The 17,247-nt window shown below is 73.0% G+C and carries 15 protein-coding genes; 7 read left to right on the top strand and 8 right to left on the bottom strand.

The genetic code is table 11. From position 1 onward, the window contains the following. The first annotated feature begins 178 nt into the window (after window positions 1-178). On the top strand, window positions 179-2,602 hold the full coding sequence (locus ACQP1P_RS40400; protein ID WP_433079520.1) for a M28 family peptidase: 2,424 nt from the start codon (window positions 179-181) through the stop codon (window positions 2,600-2,602). Between the two features lie 81 nt (window positions 2,603-2,683). Here the strand turns inward: ACQP1P_RS40400 and ACQP1P_RS40395 are convergent, their stop codons facing one another. From ACQP1P_RS40395 to ACQP1P_RS40385, 3 genes are all read right to left on the bottom strand, one after another. Continuing rightward, entirely contained in the window at window positions 2,684-3,898 is a 1,215-nt protein-coding gene (locus ACQP1P_RS40395) for a type II toxin-antitoxin system HipA family toxin (protein WP_433079518.1), read from the bottom strand. Further along, complete coding sequence (locus ACQP1P_RS40390) at window positions 3,895-5,613, bottom strand: DUF262 domain-containing protein (RefSeq protein ID WP_433079516.1); 1,719 nt, start codon at window positions 5,611-5,613, stop codon at window positions 3,895-3,897. Before ACQP1P_RS40390 ends, ACQP1P_RS40395 begins: the two co-directional genes overlap by 4 nt. Window positions 5,614-5,751: 138 nt before the next feature. After that, window positions 5,752-7,734 (bottom strand): Hsp70 family protein, encoded by a 1,983-nt coding sequence (locus ACQP1P_RS40385; protein WP_433079514.1) that lies wholly within the window; start codon window positions 7,732-7,734, stop codon window positions 5,752-5,754. Between the two features lie 97 nt (window positions 7,735-7,831). Here ACQP1P_RS40385 and ACQP1P_RS40380 point away from each other — a divergent pair, with 97 nt between their 5' ends. The 3 genes from ACQP1P_RS40380 (at window position 7,832) to ACQP1P_RS40370 (ending at window position 9,898) form a co-directional block, all read left to right on the top strand. After that, window positions 7,832-8,539, top strand: a complete 708-nt coding sequence (locus ACQP1P_RS40380; protein ID WP_433079512.1) for a peptidylprolyl isomerase — start codon at window positions 7,832-7,834, stop codon at window positions 8,537-8,539. Between the two features lie 65 nt (window positions 8,540-8,604). Beyond that, window positions 8,605-8,844, top strand: coding sequence for a hypothetical protein (locus tag ACQP1P_RS40375; protein WP_433079510.1), 240 nt, complete (start codon window positions 8,605-8,607; stop codon window positions 8,842-8,844). A 412-nt stretch (window positions 8,845-9,256) separates the two neighbouring features. After that, a complete protein-coding gene (locus tag ACQP1P_RS40370) occupies window positions 9,257-9,898 on the top strand; it encodes a hypothetical protein (RefSeq protein ID WP_433079508.1) in 642 nt (213 codons plus the stop codon). 16 nt (window positions 9,899-9,914) lie between these two features. Here ACQP1P_RS40370 and ACQP1P_RS40365 read toward each other — a convergent pair whose 3' ends face one another. Further along, a complete protein-coding gene (locus tag ACQP1P_RS40365) occupies window positions 9,915-12,395 on the bottom strand; it encodes a SpoIIE family protein phosphatase (protein WP_433079506.1) in 2,481 nt (826 codons plus the stop codon). A gap of 142 nt (window positions 12,396-12,537) precedes the next feature. On the opposite strand from ACQP1P_RS40365, the gene ACQP1P_RS40360 reads away from it, so the two are divergent. Together ACQP1P_RS40360 and ACQP1P_RS40355 are read left to right on the top strand one after the other, a co-directional pair. Further along, the gene (locus tag ACQP1P_RS40360) at window positions 12,538-13,830 is read left to right on the top strand and encodes a glycosyltransferase (protein WP_433079504.1); all 1,293 of its coding nucleotides are present in this window, start codon (window positions 12,538-12,540) and stop codon (window positions 13,828-13,830) included. A gap of 246 nt (window positions 13,831-14,076) precedes the next feature. Next, window positions 14,077-14,871 (top strand): RNA polymerase sigma factor SigF, encoded by a 795-nt coding sequence (locus ACQP1P_RS40355; protein ID WP_433079502.1) that lies wholly within the window; start codon window positions 14,077-14,079, stop codon window positions 14,869-14,871. 1 nt (window position 14,872) lies between these two features. Here ACQP1P_RS40355 and ACQP1P_RS40350 read toward each other — a convergent pair whose 3' ends face one another. The 4 genes from ACQP1P_RS40350 to ACQP1P_RS40335 are packed head-to-tail and all read right to left on the bottom strand — an operon-like array spanning window position 14,873 to window position 16,909. Beyond that, window positions 14,873-15,625, bottom strand: a complete 753-nt coding sequence (locus ACQP1P_RS40350; protein WP_433079500.1) for a metallophosphoesterase family protein — start codon at window positions 15,623-15,625, stop codon at window positions 14,873-14,875. A 14-nt stretch (window positions 15,626-15,639) separates the two neighbouring features. Next, the gene (locus ACQP1P_RS40345; protein WP_433079498.1) at window positions 15,640-15,885 is read right to left on the bottom strand and encodes a hypothetical protein; all 246 of its coding nucleotides are present in this window, start codon (window positions 15,883-15,885) and stop codon (window positions 15,640-15,642) included. Between the two features lie 12 nt (window positions 15,886-15,897). Continuing rightward, window positions 15,898-16,497 (bottom strand): nucleotidyltransferase family protein, encoded by a 600-nt coding sequence (locus ACQP1P_RS40340; RefSeq protein WP_433079496.1) that lies wholly within the window; start codon window positions 16,495-16,497, stop codon window positions 15,898-15,900. A gap of 22 nt (window positions 16,498-16,519) precedes the next feature. Then, window positions 16,520-16,909 carry a hemerythrin domain-containing protein gene (locus ACQP1P_RS40335; protein ID WP_433079494.1) on the bottom strand — a complete coding sequence of 130 codons (390 nt, stop codon included), beginning with the start codon at window positions 16,907-16,909 and terminating at the stop codon, window positions 16,520-16,522. Window positions 16,910-16,987: 78 nt separating this feature from the next. Between ACQP1P_RS40335 and ACQP1P_RS40330 the strand changes: the two genes are divergently transcribed. Continuing rightward, a complete protein-coding gene (locus ACQP1P_RS40330) occupies window positions 16,988-17,203 on the top strand; it encodes a hypothetical protein (RefSeq protein ID WP_433079492.1) in 216 nt (71 codons plus the stop codon). Window positions 17,204-17,247 lie beyond the last annotated feature (44 nt).

The raw sequence follows: 17,247 nt of genomic DNA, 5'->3' as shown, positions 1-17,247 counted from the left end.
TAGGCAGTCCGCGGGCCGATGTGGTGGTCAACAACCGAGCGGCACCCGTTCATGAACCGGAGCACTCCGTTCGGGCGACATCACGCTGTGCACCCGGCCCGAGCGGCCCCGGCCGAAACTGTCGGACCCGGCGTGCAGAATGTGCCTACCCCTGCACCGCGCCTGGAGGACGAGACCCGTGTCCGACGAAACCCCACCCCCTTCCGCACCGCCGTCCACCGAGGTCACGCCGCCGTCCGCCGAGGTCGCGCCGCCGTCCGCCGAGGTCGCGCCGCCCGATCGCGGCTTCGGGGAGGTGCCGCGGCGGCCCGTGGTCGCGGCCGTGGTGCTGGTGGTGCTCGCGCTGGTCGCGGCCCTGGGGATCGCCGACGTCCAGCCGCCCGCCGCCCGGCCGGCCTCGATCGCGGCGGACGAGTTCTCCGCGGCGCGGGCGTTCGAGCACGTGCGGCGCATGGGGCAGGAGGTGCACGTCACCGGGAGCCCGGCCGCCGACCGGGTGCGGCAGTACGTCATGGAGACGCTGACCGGCTACGGGCTCGCGCCCGAGGTGCAGGACACGGTCGGGGTCAACGCGGGCAAGTTCGGCGACGGCGGCATGGCCCACGTGCGCAACGTCGTCGCGGTGCTGCCCGGGACCGGCTCCACCGGGCAGGTCGTGCTCATGGCCCACTACGACTCGGTGCAGGTCAGCTTCGGCGCCAACGACGACGGCGCGGGCACCAGCACGCTGCTCGAGGTGGCGCGGGCGCTCACCCAGGGCGGCGGCGCAAAGCCGCGCAACGACATCGTGTTCGTGTTCACCGACGCCGAGGAGGCGTGCCTCTGCGGCGCCGAGGCGTTCGTGAGCCGGCACCCGCTCGGCCAGAAGCAGTCGGTCGTGCTCAACTTCGAGGCCCGCGGCAGCAGCGGCCCGGCGGTGATGTTCCAGACCTCCGAGGGCAACGCCGACCTGATCGACGTCTACGCGCGCACGCCCCATCCGGTCGGCACGAGCCTGGCCGTCGAGGTCTACCGGCTGCTGTCCAACGACACCGACTTCACCCCGTTCCTGGCACAGCCCCGGTTCACGGGGCTCAACACGGCCTACATCGACGGCTCCTCGGTCTACCACAGCCCGTTCGACCGGCCCTCCACCATGAACCGCGCCAGCCTGCAGCACCACGGCGACAACGCCCTGGCCCTGGCCCGCGAGTTCGGCCAGGCCGACCTGCCGCCGCTCATGCGGCCCGCGAGCGGCGACGCCGTCTATTTCCCGTTCGCCGGCCTCCTGGTCCGCTACCCGGCCGCCCTGACGTGGCCGCTGGCGATCCTGGCCCTGCTCGCGGTCGCCGCGCTGACGCTGCTGGCCCGGCGCCGCGGCCTGACCTCGGTGCCGAGGACCCTGGCGGCGCTCGGGCTCGCCCTGGTGCCGCTGATCGCCGTCGCGGTCGCCGCCCAGCTGCTGTGGGCGGTGCTCGTCGCGATCCGGCCCGGCTACGGCGAGCTGCTGGACCCGGCCCGGCCGACCTGGTTCCGCTTCGGCGTCGTCGCGCTGACGGCGGCCGTGCTCCTGGGGTGGTATGCGCTCAGCCGCCGCCGCGTCGGGCCGGTCCCGCTGGCCACGGGCGCGCTCGGGCTGCTGGCGGTGCTGGGCGCCCTGTTCGCCGCGGCCATTCCCGGCGGCTCCTACCTCGTGACCGTTCCGGCGCTGGTGGGGTCGCTGGCGGGGATCGCGGTGCTGTACGTCCGCCATCCGCTGGCCAAGGTGGGCCTGCTGACGCTGGGGGCGGCGGTGGCGACCCTGGTCCTGGCGCCCACCGTGGCCCTGTTCTTCCCGGCGCTCGGCCTGGCCACGGGCGCGGCCCCGGCCCTGTTCGCGATGCTGCTCGGCCTGGCCGCGCTGCCCGCCGTCGAGCCCCTGTTCCGCGCGGCGACCGCGCCCCGGCACCGCCGCCTCGGCTCGGCCCCGGCGGTGGCGGCCCTGGTCGTCGCGCTCGTGTGCACCACGACGGGCATGGTCGCCGACACCTGGGACGAGGGCCATCCGGAGCCGACGCACCTCATGTACGCGCTGGACCGCGACACCGGCACCGCCGAGTGGGTGAGCCTGGAGCAGTCTCCCGGCGAGTGGACCAGCGCCTACGTGCACGGCCACCAGCAGCTCAACCGCCAGTTCCCGGTCCTGCCCGCGGGCGATCTGTCGGTCGGCCCGGCCCAGGCCGCGAACCTGCCGGCCCCCGAGGCGACGATCCTGTCCGACGAGACCTCGGGCGACCGGCGCACCCTGCACCTGCGCATCGCCTCCAAGCGCGACGTGCGCTTCCTGTCCTTCTACGGCGAGGTCGGCGACCACCGCGTGGTCTCGGCGACGGTCGAGGGCCGGGCCGCCACGACGTACATCGCGGACCAGGACCGCTTCGGCGTCGTCTTCCACGGCCCCCCGGCCGCCGGCCTGGACGTGACCCTGGTCCTGACCGGCACCGGCCCGCTGAAGCTGCGCCTGGTGGACGGCAGCGACGGCCTCACGACCATCCCGGGCTTCATCCCGCGCCCGGCGACGGTGGGCGTGTTCGGCAGCCACTCGAGCGAACTGCTGGCGGTGGCGGCGACACAGACGCTGTAACGCCCAGCCCCGCCCCGCGCCGTCCCGGAGGAATCCGGGGCGGCGCGACGCTCGCAACCACGATCCTGAACCGCCGGCCGGCTAGGAGCTCAGCAGTGTACGGCTTCTTTCGCGGATGGAGCCCTGCACATCGGCCAGCAGCGCGTCATTCGAGGGGATGTACTCGTCCAGCATCGGCGACAGCTCCCGGACCGCATCGATGACTGATCGGCCGATCGCCGCCAGATCGGCCCGGACGCCCAGGCGGCTTTCAAGCCGGTCAAAGGTGCTCAGACGCAATCGTTCGAACTGGCGCACACCGCCGAACGGCAGGCCCATGTCCTCGTCGTTGCCCATGTAGAAGCGGGTCGATACCAGGTCGTACGCCGGCGAAATCCGGGGAATACGTGCATCGGCGTACAGCAGTGACCAGTTCTTCAGATGCGCGTCGCCGTTGGAGATGAGGATGGAGAACGTCAAACGCCGGGCGAACTCCTGCAGGCTTGCGACATCGTGGCCGCGGTAGATCAGTGCCGCGACCGTCTCGTAGTTCCCCGTGTACTTGTCATCGGGGTAGAAGCCGCGAACCTGGGCAAGATCCTCGATATGGACGAGTTCGCGATTCGGACCTCGATCGAAGCGCCTCACCGCGTATGCGAGATCCTCGCCCGGAGGCCAGATGTTCGGCGGCAGGCCTTCGAGCTGGTCGCGGTGGACCAGGCGGACCTCCGGGATTTCGATTCCGGCCGCGCCCGCGAGCCGCATCATCGCGTGCTCGTTGCGTGGCACGTCGGCGTAGGCACGGTCGGGCAGCTTCACGATCCAGTCGCCGCCGACCCCGGTGGCGGGCATCGTCAACCGGTCGTGCTGGAGGAGCATCGAGAACTTGAGCGCCACCCCGGCGAGGGAGAAGCGCCACGGAACCGTTGCCGGGGGCGCCGGCTCGGCCGCCTGGAACGGCTCCTCCTCGTCTTCGTCCGCCGGCTCGACGTGCCGGACACGCACGGCGCCGGGCAGGTCGTGGCCGACCTGGATGAGGAGCTCCATCTCACGCTTTGCCGAGACATGACGCTCGGCCGCGATCCAGTCCCGCAGCGCCCCCTCCGGCAGGAGGTTGGAGAACCATGGCGGCAGGCGCAGCGCGGCCGAGTGTCGCGCCCTGAGGTCCTGCTCGAAACGGAGGCCCAGCACGGGCCGGTTCGGATCGGACAAGTAGCTGTCCGTCAGCCGGAAGCGGGTGTGGTCGCCCCGATGCACGAGCGTGCCGATGCGAAGGTCCCGCAGCCATACACCGTAGTGCTCTTCCGGCAGCGTCATGCCGACTCGTCGTCTCCCAGATCCTCGATCACCATGTCATCGAGCGACGGAGTGTTCTCGAATCCCCACTCGCACCAAAGCTCGAGAAACTTCCGCAATTCGACGGTAATGAGTTCCTGGCGGATGGTGAGGAATGTCCGGCTGTCGCCCGCGAGCAGGGCCTGCTCGGCCTCCGGAGTGATGCCGTGGGACTCCATGACGGCGGCCCAGTCGGCCTCGGTGACGGCAAGGGGGCGCACGCTCAGGAGGCCCACAACGGCCGGCGGTGCTTCCGCGAGCGTCGGCATCAGGACCCGGTTGGCGGTCCAGAGCCGCACCTCGGGTTCCAACTGGCCGCTTCGGTATACCGCGCGCACCGCCTCGGCGGGCGTCGTGCTCTCGGCCAGCGACGTGGTGAGATCCTGAGGAGAGTAGACCTCGCCGCTCTCGGGGTTCCTGGGGTGGCGGCTCCACAGCCAGCAGGTCGTGATCTTTCCGCTGGCGTCATTGCTTCGGAAGCGACGGGCATCGGGCAGCGCCGACGGTCCGACGAGTTCGAGCAGGCCGTTCAGCGAGGCGTTCGGATCGGAGCGGCGGATCTTGCTCGTCAGTGAGCGGGTCGTCCCTGTGGTGCTTCCCTTCGCGACAACCGGGCCGGCGACCGCGGCTCGCCAGAACCAGCGCCGTAGCAGGCGGAGCTGGCCTGGGGAGGGGTCAGGGTGAAGTGACAGGAACCGGGTGAGGACCACCAGGAGATAGCGGTACGGCAGCATGCCGTAGTGCGGAACGCCCGCATCTCGAATGAATTCGACGGCACGCCCGATGGCCTCCTCGCCGTGGGCGTACGCGGCATCGGCGTCTTCGTCTGGAAAGTCAACCTCCCCGCGCCGCCGCAGAGGGTCGAACTCCACCCGAATCTCGCGCTCGATGTTCGGGCCGCGGCGAGCAAGGACACACTGCAGCACGGTGTCCTCCGGCAGCAGCCCGAAGCCGAACCGCTCGTCGATGTGCTCCGCGATTCGCTGGAAGCTCAGTCTGCCATCGTCTTCGTTTCCGGCATTCAGCGCGAAGAACACTTCGGCGCGACTCAGCTTCTTCCCTGAATTGTTCAGGCGGTCGAAGATGTCCTGGAGGACTCGCACATCGCCCTGCTCGACCTGGTAGGCCGGGATCGCATACTGACGAAGGTCGCGGGCGAAAGCGAAGGCCGCGTCCCGTCCTTCGGCGGCCTCGGGGCGATCGGCGAACCAGGAGAGGACCTGGGCGAGATCGAAGAGGACGGGGAGGGGGACGATCAAAGCATCGTCGGTTCCGTCGAGGGGAACGATCCGCTGATCGCGGAGATCGAAGCCGAGCGCGAAACGCGGCTCCCGACGTGCGTCAGGATGCAGGACGTTCGCGAGACTGGTCACCCGTTGCTGACCATCGACGACCCAGAGCGCCTTTCCCATCGCTGCCGCGTCGATCGTGAGCGCGCCGAGTTGCAGGCGGTCGGCATTGGCCCGGCGCTCCCAGAGGAGAAGATTGCCGATGGGGTAACCCCGGTAAATACTGTCGACCAGTTGCAGGACATCGGACTTCGTCCAGCGAAAACCGCGCTGAAAATGCGGCACCCGGACGTTTCCCGACCAGGCGAGCCGTACCAGCTCGTCGAGCGTGTAGGTCCGGGCCCCGGTCTTTGTGTCCAGCCCGACCGTCATACCGCCGGCTTGTGTCATGGTCGGTTTTTCCTCCACCCGGCATTCTCCAGAGGGTGATTTCCAGCGAATGTGGGCCGAGCATAGCCGCTGGGGAGGCGGCCCGGCAGCTGTTATAGGCGGTGCATCACTCCGCGTGGTCGGGCTGTTGCGCGCTCACCGACCGGCGCCGCTGCGTCAGCTGATGATCTGGAAGGCCCACGCGGTATGGCCGTACGCGGTGGTGTTGATGTCGTGCTGCAGCGACGCCGGGTACTCCTGCTGGCCCTCCACGATCTTGATCACCACGCGGCCGCCGTCGGCCAGGGTGATGCGGCCGTCGTGGACGGCGGCGGTGCAGACCGAGGAGGCGGTGGGGTACGGGTTGGAGCCGTACACGGTACCGATGAAGCCGTCCTTCGGGCAGGCGTAGGCGACGGTCGTGCCGTTCTTCTCGTCGTAGTCCTCGGCGTTCGTGGTCCAGTCGACGCCGTCGCGGGTGATGTCGGCCTGGACCTCCGAGGTGCTGTCCGAGCCCGGGCCGGACCCCGAGCCCGAGTCGCCGGTGTTCAGCAGCTTGCTGATGCCGTACGCGCCGGCCCCCAGGGCCAGCAGAACCACCACCGCCGCGGCGATCAGGACACCCGTGCGCTTCTTCCCCGCCGGTGCGGAGGCCGGCTGCGACGGGGCCGGCGCGCCGGGAACTTGCGGCGAACCCGGACCGCCGGAGATCACCGGTGGAACCGGGCCTCCCGAAACCCCCGCCGAGCCCGAGCCGCCGGAGACGAACGTCGAGCCCGAGCCGCCGGAGGCGAACGGAGAGCCCGAGCCGCCGGAGGCGAACGAAGGACCCGAAGCACCGGAGGCGAAGGGCGGCCCGGAAGCACCGGAGAACCCGGACGAGCCGGGCCGCGGCGATCCGGCCGGAGGAGTCGAGACCGGCGAGGCGGCAGGCGGCACGGAAACCGGCGAGGCCGAGCCGGGAGCCGAGACGGGCGCCGCCGACGTGGGCACCGCCGAGACGGGACCAGCCGAGACGGGAGCGGCCGAGACCGGCGAGACCGGAACCGTCGCCCGAGCGGTGGCCGCAGTGGCGGGAGGTACGGCCGTGAACGAGGCCGACGCCCCCACCGCCCCCTGCGCCACCACCAGCTCCGGCTGCTCCACCACCGTCGGGGCGATGCCCAGCGCCTGGTGCAGCAGCGTGGCCACCAGGGGAATCCGGCTGCCGCCGCCGACCAGGAAGACGCCCTGGACCTCGGCCGGGGACAGGCCCGCGGCGGCGATGGCGGCCCGGGTCGCGGTCACCGTGGCGGTGAGGATGGGGCGGGCCAGCTCCTCGAACTGGTCGCGGCCCAGCGGCACGTCGGACTCGAACGACGGCACGTGGATCATCGTCGAGGCGGTGCGGGAGAGCATCTCCTTGGCCGAGCGTACGTCGTCCCAGAGCAGGCGGTTCGCCCGCCGGTCGGCGCTCGTGGCGGGGTGGGTCAGGCGCTGCCAGGCCTGGGGATCGCGGCCGGCGTGCACGGCGCCCAGGAAGCCGACGATCGCCGCGTCGATGTCGAGGCCGCCCGAGGTGGCCAGACCCTCGGCGGAGAGCACGTCGAAGGTCCCGCCGCCGTGGCGGACCACGGACGCGTCGAAGGTGCCGGCGCCCAGGTCGTACACGACGAAGGCCCCGCCGGGCCGCGAGCCGCCCATGGAGAAGAACACCTGCGCCGCCGCGACCGGCTCGGGGACCAGGGTCACGGCGCCCAGCCCGGCGCGCTCGGCCGCCGCGAGCAGGACCCCGCGGCGGGTCTGGGCCCAGGCCGCGGGGCACGTGATGGTCGCGGGCCCGAGCGCGCCGCCGGCCACCCGCCGCGCCTCGCCGGCCACGCGGGCCAGGACGGCGGCGATGAGGTCCGCGGTCGCGATCTCGTGCTCGCCCAGCAGCACGGTCGGCTCGTCGATGCGCCGTTTGGGGTTCGGCTCGTACCGCTCCGGGCTGATCCGCGCCGCGTGCACCGCGTCGCGCCCGGTGAGCAGGCCCTGCTGCGCGTCCGCGTAGACCGAAGAGGGCAGCGTCGGCGAGCCGTCAAACAGCAGCGGTCGCACGTGGCCGTCGGGCCACGCCAGCATCGCCACGGTGTTCGAGGTGCCGAAGTCGACCCCGAGGCGGTGTCCGCGCGCATCCACGCAGCCAATATACGGGCTGGTGAGCGCGGTGTTATCGGCTCAACGGGTCCGGTATCCGCGCTTGACGGGTGCATCGACATCCGTTAGACCGGCACTCATGAAATTGCTGAAGATCTATGGGTGGGCGGTGGCCCTGGTGCTGACCGCCGCCGTCGGCGCGGTCACCGCCGCCGCCCCGGCGCACGCCCACGAGCCCGGTCCGTGCGGCTACACCGCCACCCCCGACGACCCGCCGGCCCGGCCGATCTCGCTGCCGCCCGACCCGCGCCACACCCCCGACCGCGGTACCGTCACGGTCACCCTGGTCACGAACCTCGGCCTGATCCCGCTGACCCTCGACCGCGCCGAGGCCCCCTGCACGGTACAGAGCTTCCTGCACCTCACCCGGCACGGCTTCTACAACCGCACCATCTGCCACCGCCTGACCACATACCCGACGCTCAAGGTCCTGCAGTGCGGCGACCCGACCGGCACCGGCGAGGGCGGCCCGGGCTACCGCTACAAGGACGAGCTGCCGGCGAACCTGCCCCCGGCCCCCAGCGACCCGACGGGCGTGCGGCGCATCTACGGCCGCGGCCTGCTCGCCATGGCCAACGCCGGCCCGGACACCAACGGCAGCCAGTTCTTCCTGGTCTTCGCCGACTCGGTACTGCGCCCCAACTACACCGTCTTCGGCTCGGTGCGCCCGCTGGGCCTGGCCACCCTGGACCGCATCGCGGCCGGCGGGGTCGCGCCCACGGCCGACGACCCGGCCCCGGTCGACGGCGCCCCGGCCCGCCGCACGGAGATCATCCTGGCCCTCTGAGCGGGTTTTCCACAGGCACAAAATCATGCTGTCGTACCACCCCGGCGCTTTCTACGCTGAGGAGCATGACGGTCGACGATGTGTGGCGCGTCCCGTCCACGGTCCTCGCCCGCGCGGGCCGCGCCGCGGCCGAGGCGCAGGAGGCCCTGACCGCGATCCTGGAGCGGGTCGAGGTCACCGTGGTGCGGGGCGAGGACGGCCGCCTGACCTTCTTCCCGCACGACCACGCCGACGTCGAGGCGATCCGGGCCGCCCAGTCGGCGGCCCGGATGGTCCTCGCCCACCTCACGGCGGCGGCGCGCTGACCGCCTGGCGGCGCTGAGGCGGTCCGGGGGTAGTGGCGGCCTTCGCGCCAGCCCCGCGCGCTGACCGCCTGGCGGTGCCGAGGCGGTCGGGGTTGGCGGCGGCCTTCGCGCCGGCCGTGCGCCGACCGCCTGGCGGTGCCGAGGCGGTCCGGGGTGGTGACGGCCTTCGCGCCGGTGGCGCGCTGACGACCTGGCGGTGCCGAGGCGGTCCGGGGTTGGCGGCGGCCTTCGCGCCGGCCGTACGCCGACCGCCTGGCGGTGCCGAGGGTGTCCAGGGCGGCGGTGGCTCCGGGCGCAGCGGCCCGGGTCAGCGCTTTCATCAAATATTTGTCATGCCCTACGTCTCGCCGGCGCGGCAGTGAGACGGTCGCGCCGGCGGGCGGGCGCGCGGCAACGCGGCATGATGTTGCCCGTGTACGAGTTGGACGTCGTCGCCCCGGACAGCCTGAGCCGGTTCGTGTACCGCTGGTACGGCCCCCCGGACCGCCCGCCGGCCCCGCCCGGCCCCGGCCAGCCCGGCGAGCCCGGCGAGCCCGGCCAGCCTGGCGTGCCCGGCCTGCCCGCGGCCCTGGCCGAGTGGCACCGCCTCCAGGCGCGGTACACCTACCCGCTGAGCCGCGACCACGAGATGCTCCCGCCGGGCGGTCCCCGCTTCTGGCAGGGTGCCACCGACTGGTACGCCTACGACGCCGACGCCCACCGGGCCGGCGACCCCGACCCCGAGGTCATCGAGAACGGCGAGGTGCGCACCGGCCTGCCGCTGTCGCGGTTCCTGGTCTACGCCGCCGTCTACGAGGCCACCTACGCCCCGCTGCACGGCCTGGTCCGCATGGCCCCGCCGCCCGGGGCCGTCCGCGGCGTGCAGGTCCGCCTGCGCGAGCTCGACGACGGCCTGTGGCAGTGGCCGGACGCGTCCACCCGCTACTTCGGCGACGACGACCTGCTGGCCCACCTCGGCCCGGACCGCATCGTCGTCGCCGCCCGCCACCGCGACGCCCTCGGCCGCTTCGACGGGCTGGGCCTGGCGTGGGACTGGGACTCCCGCGCGCTGTGAGGCGCGCGGGGGCCGGTCAGGGCACGTGGACCAGCATCGCGCACACGTCCTCGTCCTCCGGGACGTTGAGCACCGTGAGCAGGTGCGCCACCACCGCGTCGAAGTCGGCCAGGTCGACCTGCTCGCCCGCCCGCCGCACCAGGTCCAGCCCGCCGCCGCGGCGGCGGGAGATGGTGGCGTTCAGGCCGGTGTAGAACAGCACGCGGTCGCCCGGGGCGAGGGTCACCGCGGCGTCGGAGTAGCGCATCCCGTCCACCTCGCCCAGGGGCAGGCCGAGCGGGCCGGACAGGACCGTGCCGGCGCCGGCCGCGTCGTAGCGGATCGGCGCCACCTGCCCGGCCGCGGCCCAGCGCAGCTCGCGGGAGTGGGGGGAGTACCGGGCCACGATGAGGCACGCCGTGTGCTCGACCTCCATCGCGCACAGCATCCCGTTGACCGCGGTCAGGATGTCGCCGGGCGACATGTCGAGCGTGGCGTAGGCCCGCACCGCGTAGCGCAGGCGCGCCGCCGTGGTCATCGAGGACAGGCCGCGCTCGTCCACGTCGCCCAGGACGAGGATCGAGCCGTGGTCGGCGACGGGCGTGGCGTCGTACCAGTCCCCGTCGATGGTCCCGACCCGCTCGGGCGAGCGGCACTTGCCGCAGATCTCGATGCCCTCGAGGTGGCCCAGCTCCGGGTCGGTCGGCAGCAGGGCCTTCTGCAGCGCCTCGGCCGCGCGCCGCTCGTCGGCGAGCCGGTGCCGCTGGGCGGCCAGGGCCTCCTCCGCGCGGCGCAGCCGGGCCTCGATCGCGCGCTCCTCGGTGACGTCCTGCACCGTGCCGCGCACCGCGGTGACGTTGCCGGTCTCGTCGTGGATCGCCTCGGCGGTCAGCCGGAGCCGGCGGCCGTTGACGCGCCCGGCCCCCCGGATCTCGGCCAGCAGCTGCTTGCCCTCGACGATGGTGCGCCGCACGGCGTCCTGCACGGCGAGCAGGTCGTCGGGGTGCACGCTCGCGGTGAGCTCGTCGACCGGGATGCGGCTCGCGTCCGCACCGCGCCCGCCGGCCTGGCCGCGGTGGAAGAGCCGGACGAGCTCGGGGGAGCAGCGCGGCTCGGGGTCGCGCAGCTCCCAGCAGAACGAGCCGATGCCGGCGATGCGCTCGGCCTGCAGCAGCTGGTCGTAGAGCAGGTCGGCCTCGGTGGCGACCCGCCACACCGCGAACACCCGGTCCCACAGGCGCACCGCGTGCACCGACAGCGTCTGCGGCCCCGGCACGCCGTCGGTGCGCGGGTCGGCCCGCAGCCCCTCGAGGCGGCGCGGCTGGCCGTCCTGCAGCACGCGCGCGAACTCGGGCAGCAGCGTCGAGCTGCCCAGCGCCGGATACGCGGCCAGCAGCGTCGCCTCGTCGGGGTCCACCCGCGCCCCGGAGAAGATCTGCCGCGCCAGACCGTTGGCGTACTCCACCCGGAAGTCGACCAGCTGCCCGTCCTCGTGCACCGGGGAGAGCAGCGCGCCCGGGTCGTGCAGCGCGTCGACGACGGTCGGCAGCCACACCTGGGCCGGGGCCGCCTGCCCGCTCTCCTCGCCGGCGACGTGGAACCAGGCGCTGGCGATCTCGTCGCCGATGAGCGTGTCCACCTGGCGGGCCACCGGCTCGAGCAGCGCGGCCACGTAGCGGCGCAGCTCCTCGGCCTCGGGCAGCGCCTCGGCCCAGGTCATGAGGATGCCGCCGATGACCCGCTCGCCGGAGATCAGCGGGGACGCGAGCAGCGTCTCGCCGGAGAACGGCTGCTCGCCGAGCACGGGGAAGCGCCGCCGGGCGCCGGGCTCGGGGGCCAGCCACAGCGTCTCCACGTCGTGCGCGGCGACGACGAGGGGCACCCCGGGGTCGGGAGGAATGCGCGACCAGCGGCTGCGCACCTCGCCCGGCACCCCGAACGTGCCCACGCCGCGCTGGGCGCCGTCCGGGTCGAGCAGGGTCAGCAGCACCGCGGTGGGCGCCGGCCACGCGGTCGGGGCGGTGCCGAGCACGTCGCAGATCTCGTCGTAGCTGCGGGCGGCCGTGATCCGGGCGCTCAGGAGCTGGTGCTGGGACTGCAGCGCCTCGACCTCGGGGGTGCGGCTGGAGCGTTTCCGGGCCGACGGGGGGACGACGTCCGGCTTGACCGACGCCGCGGCCGGGCCGCGGGAGCGGGCCAGGTGCTGGCGCAGCTCGTCGTCGATGATATTCACCACATCCGGCGCGTTCGGGTCCGGCGACGTGGTGCCCACGATCGCCGCGGCGACCTCGATGAGCTTGATGTTGGTGCGCTGGCTGAGCCGCACGAGCTGGTCGAAGCCCTGGTCCGGGGTGACCCCGAGCCGTTCCACGAGCACGCCCTTGGCCTGTTCGATGACCGCGCGGTTCCGCATGGCGGTGCGCACCCCGGTCAGCTCGGCCCGCAGCTTCGCGACCAGCGCGGCGAGCGCCTCTGCCGGCTCCGCGCTGCTGCCCTCTGCGGGGGCCCTGTCGGCCATGCCTCCGCCTCTCCTGTCCGTGCTCCTCCGGCGGGCCGGCTCCGGCTCGCCCGTTGATGTTTACCACCATCCGGCCCGGGTAGGGGCGTTGGCAGGTCAGCGCAGTCGGTTCAGCGCAGTCGGTTCGGTGGAGGTCGCAGAGTTGAGGATCGCCCTGGTCTCCGCCCAGGCCAGCCCGCTCGGGCTGGGCGGACCGACGGCGGGAGGCCGGCACACGCACGTGGCGGCCCTGGCCAAGGCCCTCGGCGCGCTGTCGCACGAGGTGACCGTGTACGTGCGCCGCGAGGACAAGAGCCTGCCCGAGACGCTCCCGTTCGCGCCGGGCGTCACGATCGAGCAGGTGTCCGCCGGCCCCGTGCAGCCGCTGCCGGCCGATGACCAGCTGCCCTTCATGGGGGACTTCGGCCGGGCGCTGGCCGAGCGGTGGAAGCCCGACGGGCACGGCAGCGGACCGGGCGGCGGCCCTGACGTGGTGCACGCGCACTACTGGCTCTCCGGCCTCGCCGCGCTCACCGCCACCGCCGACGTGCGCCGGCCGGTCGTGGTCACCTACCACGGTCTCGCCGCGGCCGCGCGCCGCCACCTGCCCGTCGACCACAACGCCGGACCGGGCCCCCGGGCGGGCATGGAGCGCACGCTGGGCTCCCTCGCCGACCGGGTGGTGGCCCAGAGCGAGGACGAGGTCGCCGACCTCGGCCGCATGGGCATCCGGCGCGCCGTCACCGTGATCGTCCCGCCCGGCGTCGACCCCGAAACGTTCACGCCGTCCGGCCCGGCCGCCGACCACCGCCGCCCCGGGCTGCGCCGCATCCTCTCCGTCGGCCCGCTCGTGCCGCGCAAGGGCTTCGGCGACCTCGTCGAGGCGCTGCGCCGGGTGCCGGGGGCCGAGCTGGTGATCGTCGGCGGCCCCGACCCGGCCCGCCCGCCCCGCGACATCGACGCCGACCCCGAGGCCCGCCGGCTGCTGCAGCTGGCCGACACCCACGGTGTCGCCGACCGGGTCCGCATCGTCGGCGCGGTCACCCAGGAGGAGCTGGCCGGCTGGTACCGCTCCGCCGACGTCCTGGCCTGCGCCCCCTGGTACGAGCCGTCCGGCCTGACCCCGCTGGAGGCGATGTCCTGCGGCGTGCCCGTGGTCGCCTACGAGATCGGCGGCATCGGCGAGAGCGTCATCGACAATGTCACCGGCGTGCTCGTCCCGCCCCGCGACCCCAACGCGCTGGCCGGCGCCCTGCGGGGCCTGCTCGGCGACGAGGTGCGCCGGATGAGCTTCGCCAGCGCCGCGATCGACCGCGTCCGCTCCCGCTACACCTGGGAGAGGACCGCGTCGGAGCTGGAGCGGGTGTACCGCACGGTGACCGGCGCCACCGACGCCGCCGACGAGTCCGGCTCCGACACCGGCTCGGACGAGGACGAACTCTCCGAGGTCTCCTGACCACGTTCGGTGGTGCGCGTCTTGCCCGGAGGTCGGGCGGCGCGGTAGTTTGAACGAACCGTATCTGCATCCGTCGCTGGATTCGCCTCCAGCGCCGGATGGCCTCGGCGGATCGTCAAATCAGCCGCGATCCAGTCGCCGCGGGCCGTGCCGGGCGCTCGAGACCAGGGCGCCGTCTGGCCGAACTCATGCCGCGAGACCGCCGTGCGGTGCTCCGCGGCAACGGTAAGGCAGGGGGACCCCCTCATGACCATCACCCGCGCACCCGGCCGCACCCCCGGCAAGCACGCCGAGGCGGCCGCCCAGGCCCTGCTCACCGTGCTGGCCGACCTCCCGGCCGGCAGCCCCGACCGGCCCCGCGTCCGGGCCCACCTCATCGAGCTGTACCTGCCGATGGCCGAGTACCTGGCGCGCCGCTTCCGCAACCGCGGCGAGCCGCTCGACGACCTCACCCAGGTCGCGGGCCTCGGCCTGATCAAGGCCGTGGACGGCTTCGACCCGTCCCGCGGGGCGGCGTTCACCAGCTACGCGATCCCGATGATCGTCGGCGAGCTCAAGCGTCACTTCCGCGACAAGGGCTGGGACGTGCGCGTCCCGCGCCGGCTGCAGGAGTTGCGCCTGGAGATCAGCAAGGTCTCCGGCGACCTCGCCCAGGACCTCGGCCGCTCGCCGACCGTCGCCGACCTCGCCAACCGGCTCGGGGTCAGCGAGGAGGAGATCATCGAGGGGCTGGAGTCCGGGCACGCGTACCGCACCCTGTCGATCAACGCCCCGGCCGGCGGCGACGGCAGCACGGCCGAGCTCGCCGACCTCCTCGGCGGGGCGGACCGGGCCCTGGAGGCGGTCGACGACCGTGAGTCGCTGCGGCCGCTCATCGCCCGGCTGCCCGAGCGCGAGCAGAAGATCATCGTCATGCGGTTCGCGGGCAACCTGACGCAGACGCAGATCGCCGCCCGGCTCGGCATCTCCCAGATGCACGTGTCGCGGCTGCTGACCCACGCCCTGACGTTCCTGCGCGGCGAGCTGGCCGAGCCCCTGTAGGTCAGGCGGCCGCGAGCACCGAGGACAGCTGGTACACGTTGTAGGCCTGCTTGATCACCGGGTGGGCCACGTTGCGCACGGGCACGCCACCCGGCGTGGTGCCGCGCTCCGAGCCGGCGTGCGCGTGCCCGTGCACGGCCAGCCCGACGCCGGGCGTGCCGTCGATGGCCTGCGCCAGGTGGTAGGAGCCCAGAAAGGGGTAGATCTCCAGGGGTTCGCCCAGCAGCGTCTCCGGCACGGGGGAGTAGTGCGTCAGCGCGATGCGCACATCGCAGTCCAGCTCGGCCAGGCTCTCGCCGAAGCGCGCCGCCAGCTCGCGGCCGTGGCTGGTGAACGCCTTCATCTCCGGCTCGCCGAACTCGCTGGCGCAGGCGCCCGCGAAGCCGCCGCCGAAACCCTTGGTCCCGGCGACGCCGACGCGCACGCCGCGGCACTCCAGCACGGTGCCGGAGCACTCCAGGACGATCAGGCCGGCGTCGCGCAGTACCGCCGCCACCGCCTCCTGCTCGTCGGAGTGGTAGTCGTGGTTGCCGAGGATCGCGACCACCGGCACGGGCAGCCCGCCGAACTCGCGGGCCACGCACGCCGCCTCGGCCGCGGTGCCGTGCCGGGTCAGGTCGCCGGCCAGCAGCAGCAGGTCGGCCTTCGCGCCGAGGTGCTCCAGCGCCGGCCGGTAGCGGCCCACGACGTCGGCATCCAGATGCACGTCGCCGACCGCCGCCACGCGAACACAGCCCTCTTCGGTCCCCGCCACGCCGCCGCCTCCGCTCACAGCTCCTCCACCTCTTCCGGCTCGTGGACCCGGGTCAGGCCGATGTTGCACCGCACCGGCAGGTCCGGGAACGCCTCGGCGACCACCCGGCAGATCGTGTCGCGGCGCTCGGCGCTCTCCACCTCGCCGACGAGCGCGATCCCGGTGTCGGTGCGCACGAAGCGGATCCCCTGCTCGGTGATCCGTTCGTCCTCGGCGAGCAGGTGCTGCAGCTCGCCCTCGACGTACTGGTCCGTAGCCATCGTGTTCCCCCCTCAGACGGCCGCCGCCAGCGCGTTGGCTTCGGCCATCGACATCACGCCGAGGCGGTCGATCAAGAACAGAAAAGCATGGGCGTAGGGCGAGTGGGCCGTTTCGCGGTAGACCCGGGGCCAGTCGATCTGCTCCCGCAGCGAGCGCGCCACCGGCAGCCCGCGGGCGAAGTCGCAGTAGTGCGCCGACCACGTGAGCACCTTGTGGATCATCAGCTCGGTCGCCGAGAGGACCGGCATGTGGCAGGCGTTGACCGCGATGACGTCGGTGTCGCGCAGGGTCGCGTCGGTCACCGGCCGCTGCACCGGGCAGAAGATGAAGTCGATCAGCAGGTCGCCGTGCTCCGTGTCGTCCCAGGCCTTCACGAGCCAGCCCTCGGGGGGCACCTCGCCCCGGAAGCCGACCTCGGCCAGCGAGGCGAGCACCCGCCCGGCGTCCTCCTCCTTGATGAGGAAGTCGATGTCGTGGTCGACGGATTCGCCGCCGCGCGCGTACACCGCGAAGCTGCCCGCCAGGCAGAATGGGATGCCCGCGTCCTTGAGATGGAACGCGGCCTTCTTGAGCGTGGCGATCAGCGGCTGCCTGTCCTCGGAAACTGCCATGCCTGACGGCTTACCCGCCGCGTCATTCCGTCACACGCACCGAATTCGCCAGCAGATCCCCCAGCCGTCGCAGCTCCCCGGCCGGGCAGGCCTGGGCCAGCCGCGGGAAGAGCTCGGTCTCCTCCTCCTGCATGTGCTGGCGCACGGCGTCGAAGTGCTCCACGGCGAGCGAGCCGAACGAGGCGTGCTCGGCGTCCTCGTACTCTGCGATGTCCGGCCCGGCCGGCAGGTGCTCGCGCAGGGCCGGGTGCAGGAAGCGCGACTCGGCGTCGGTGTGGCGCCGCAGCGCCTCCGCGGCGGCGGCCAGGGCCTCGCGGCGCAGCCGCGGGGTGGGGGCCGTCTCGGCGTCGGCGAAGAGCGACTCCAGCCGCCGGTGCTCGGCCGTGAGGAGCTCGAGGAGGTCCGCCGACATGGAGCAGGCGTACCCAGACCGGGCATCCGCCAACCCACCCTACCGATGACGTTGGTACATGTGTTCGAATAGTCGACCATGGAGCGCAGAAAGCACTGGTGGAACGGCACCTGGGGCCGGCTGGCCCGCCGCGACGTCTACCTCTTCGAGGACGCCGGCATCTGGTGGGTCGAGTCGCGGGAGGGCGGCGCGGACGGGCGCTGCCGCCGCTACGAGTTCGCCGACGAGGACAGCGCGATGAACTGCGTCTCCGGCCTGCTGGCCCAGCCGGGCAACTGGCGCGAGCTGCGCTAGGCGCAACGATTCGTCATTGCGCTGCCGTACTGCACAACGAAACT

The sequence above is a fragment of the Dactylosporangium sp. CA-052675 genome (assembly GCF_050947935.1).
GTDB lineage: Bacteria > Actinomycetota > Actinomycetes > Mycobacteriales > Micromonosporaceae > Dactylosporangium.
This window is presented reverse-complemented; position numbering and strand designations above follow the sequence as displayed.

What these genes read in the sequence shown, in the direction of transcription:
- ACQP1P_RS40335 (WP_433079494.1), bottom strand. Translation starts at nt 16,909, where the DNA reads ATGTCGGCGGACCTCCTCGAGCTCCTCACGGCCGAGCACCGGCGGCTG.
- ACQP1P_RS40330 (WP_433079492.1), top strand. Translation starts at nt 16,988, where the DNA reads ATGGAGCGCAGAAAGCACTGGTGGAACGGCACCTGGGGCCGGCTGGCC.
- ACQP1P_RS40365 (WP_433079506.1), bottom strand. Translation starts at nt 12,395, where the DNA reads ATGGCCGACAGGGCCCCCGCAGAGGGCAGCAGCGCGGAGCCGGCAGAG.
- ACQP1P_RS40345 (WP_433079498.1), bottom strand. Translation starts at nt 15,885, where the DNA reads ATGGCTACGGACCAGTACGTCGAGGGCGAGCTGCAGCACCTGCTCGCC.
- ACQP1P_RS40375 (WP_433079510.1), top strand. Translation starts at nt 8,605, where the DNA reads ATGACGGTCGACGATGTGTGGCGCGTCCCGTCCACGGTCCTCGCCCGC.
- ACQP1P_RS40340 (WP_433079496.1), bottom strand. Translation starts at nt 16,497, where the DNA reads ATGGCAGTTTCCGAGGACAGGCAGCCGCTGATCGCCACGCTCAAGAAG.
- ACQP1P_RS40355 (WP_433079502.1), top strand. Translation starts at nt 14,077, where the DNA reads ATGACCATCACCCGCGCACCCGGCCGCACCCCCGGCAAGCACGCCGAG.
- ACQP1P_RS40395 (WP_433079518.1), bottom strand. Translation starts at nt 3,898, where the DNA reads ATGACGCTGCCGGAAGAGCACTACGGTGTATGGCTGCGGGACCTTCGC.
- ACQP1P_RS40380 (WP_433079512.1), top strand. Translation starts at nt 7,832, where the DNA reads ATGAAATTGCTGAAGATCTATGGGTGGGCGGTGGCCCTGGTGCTGACC.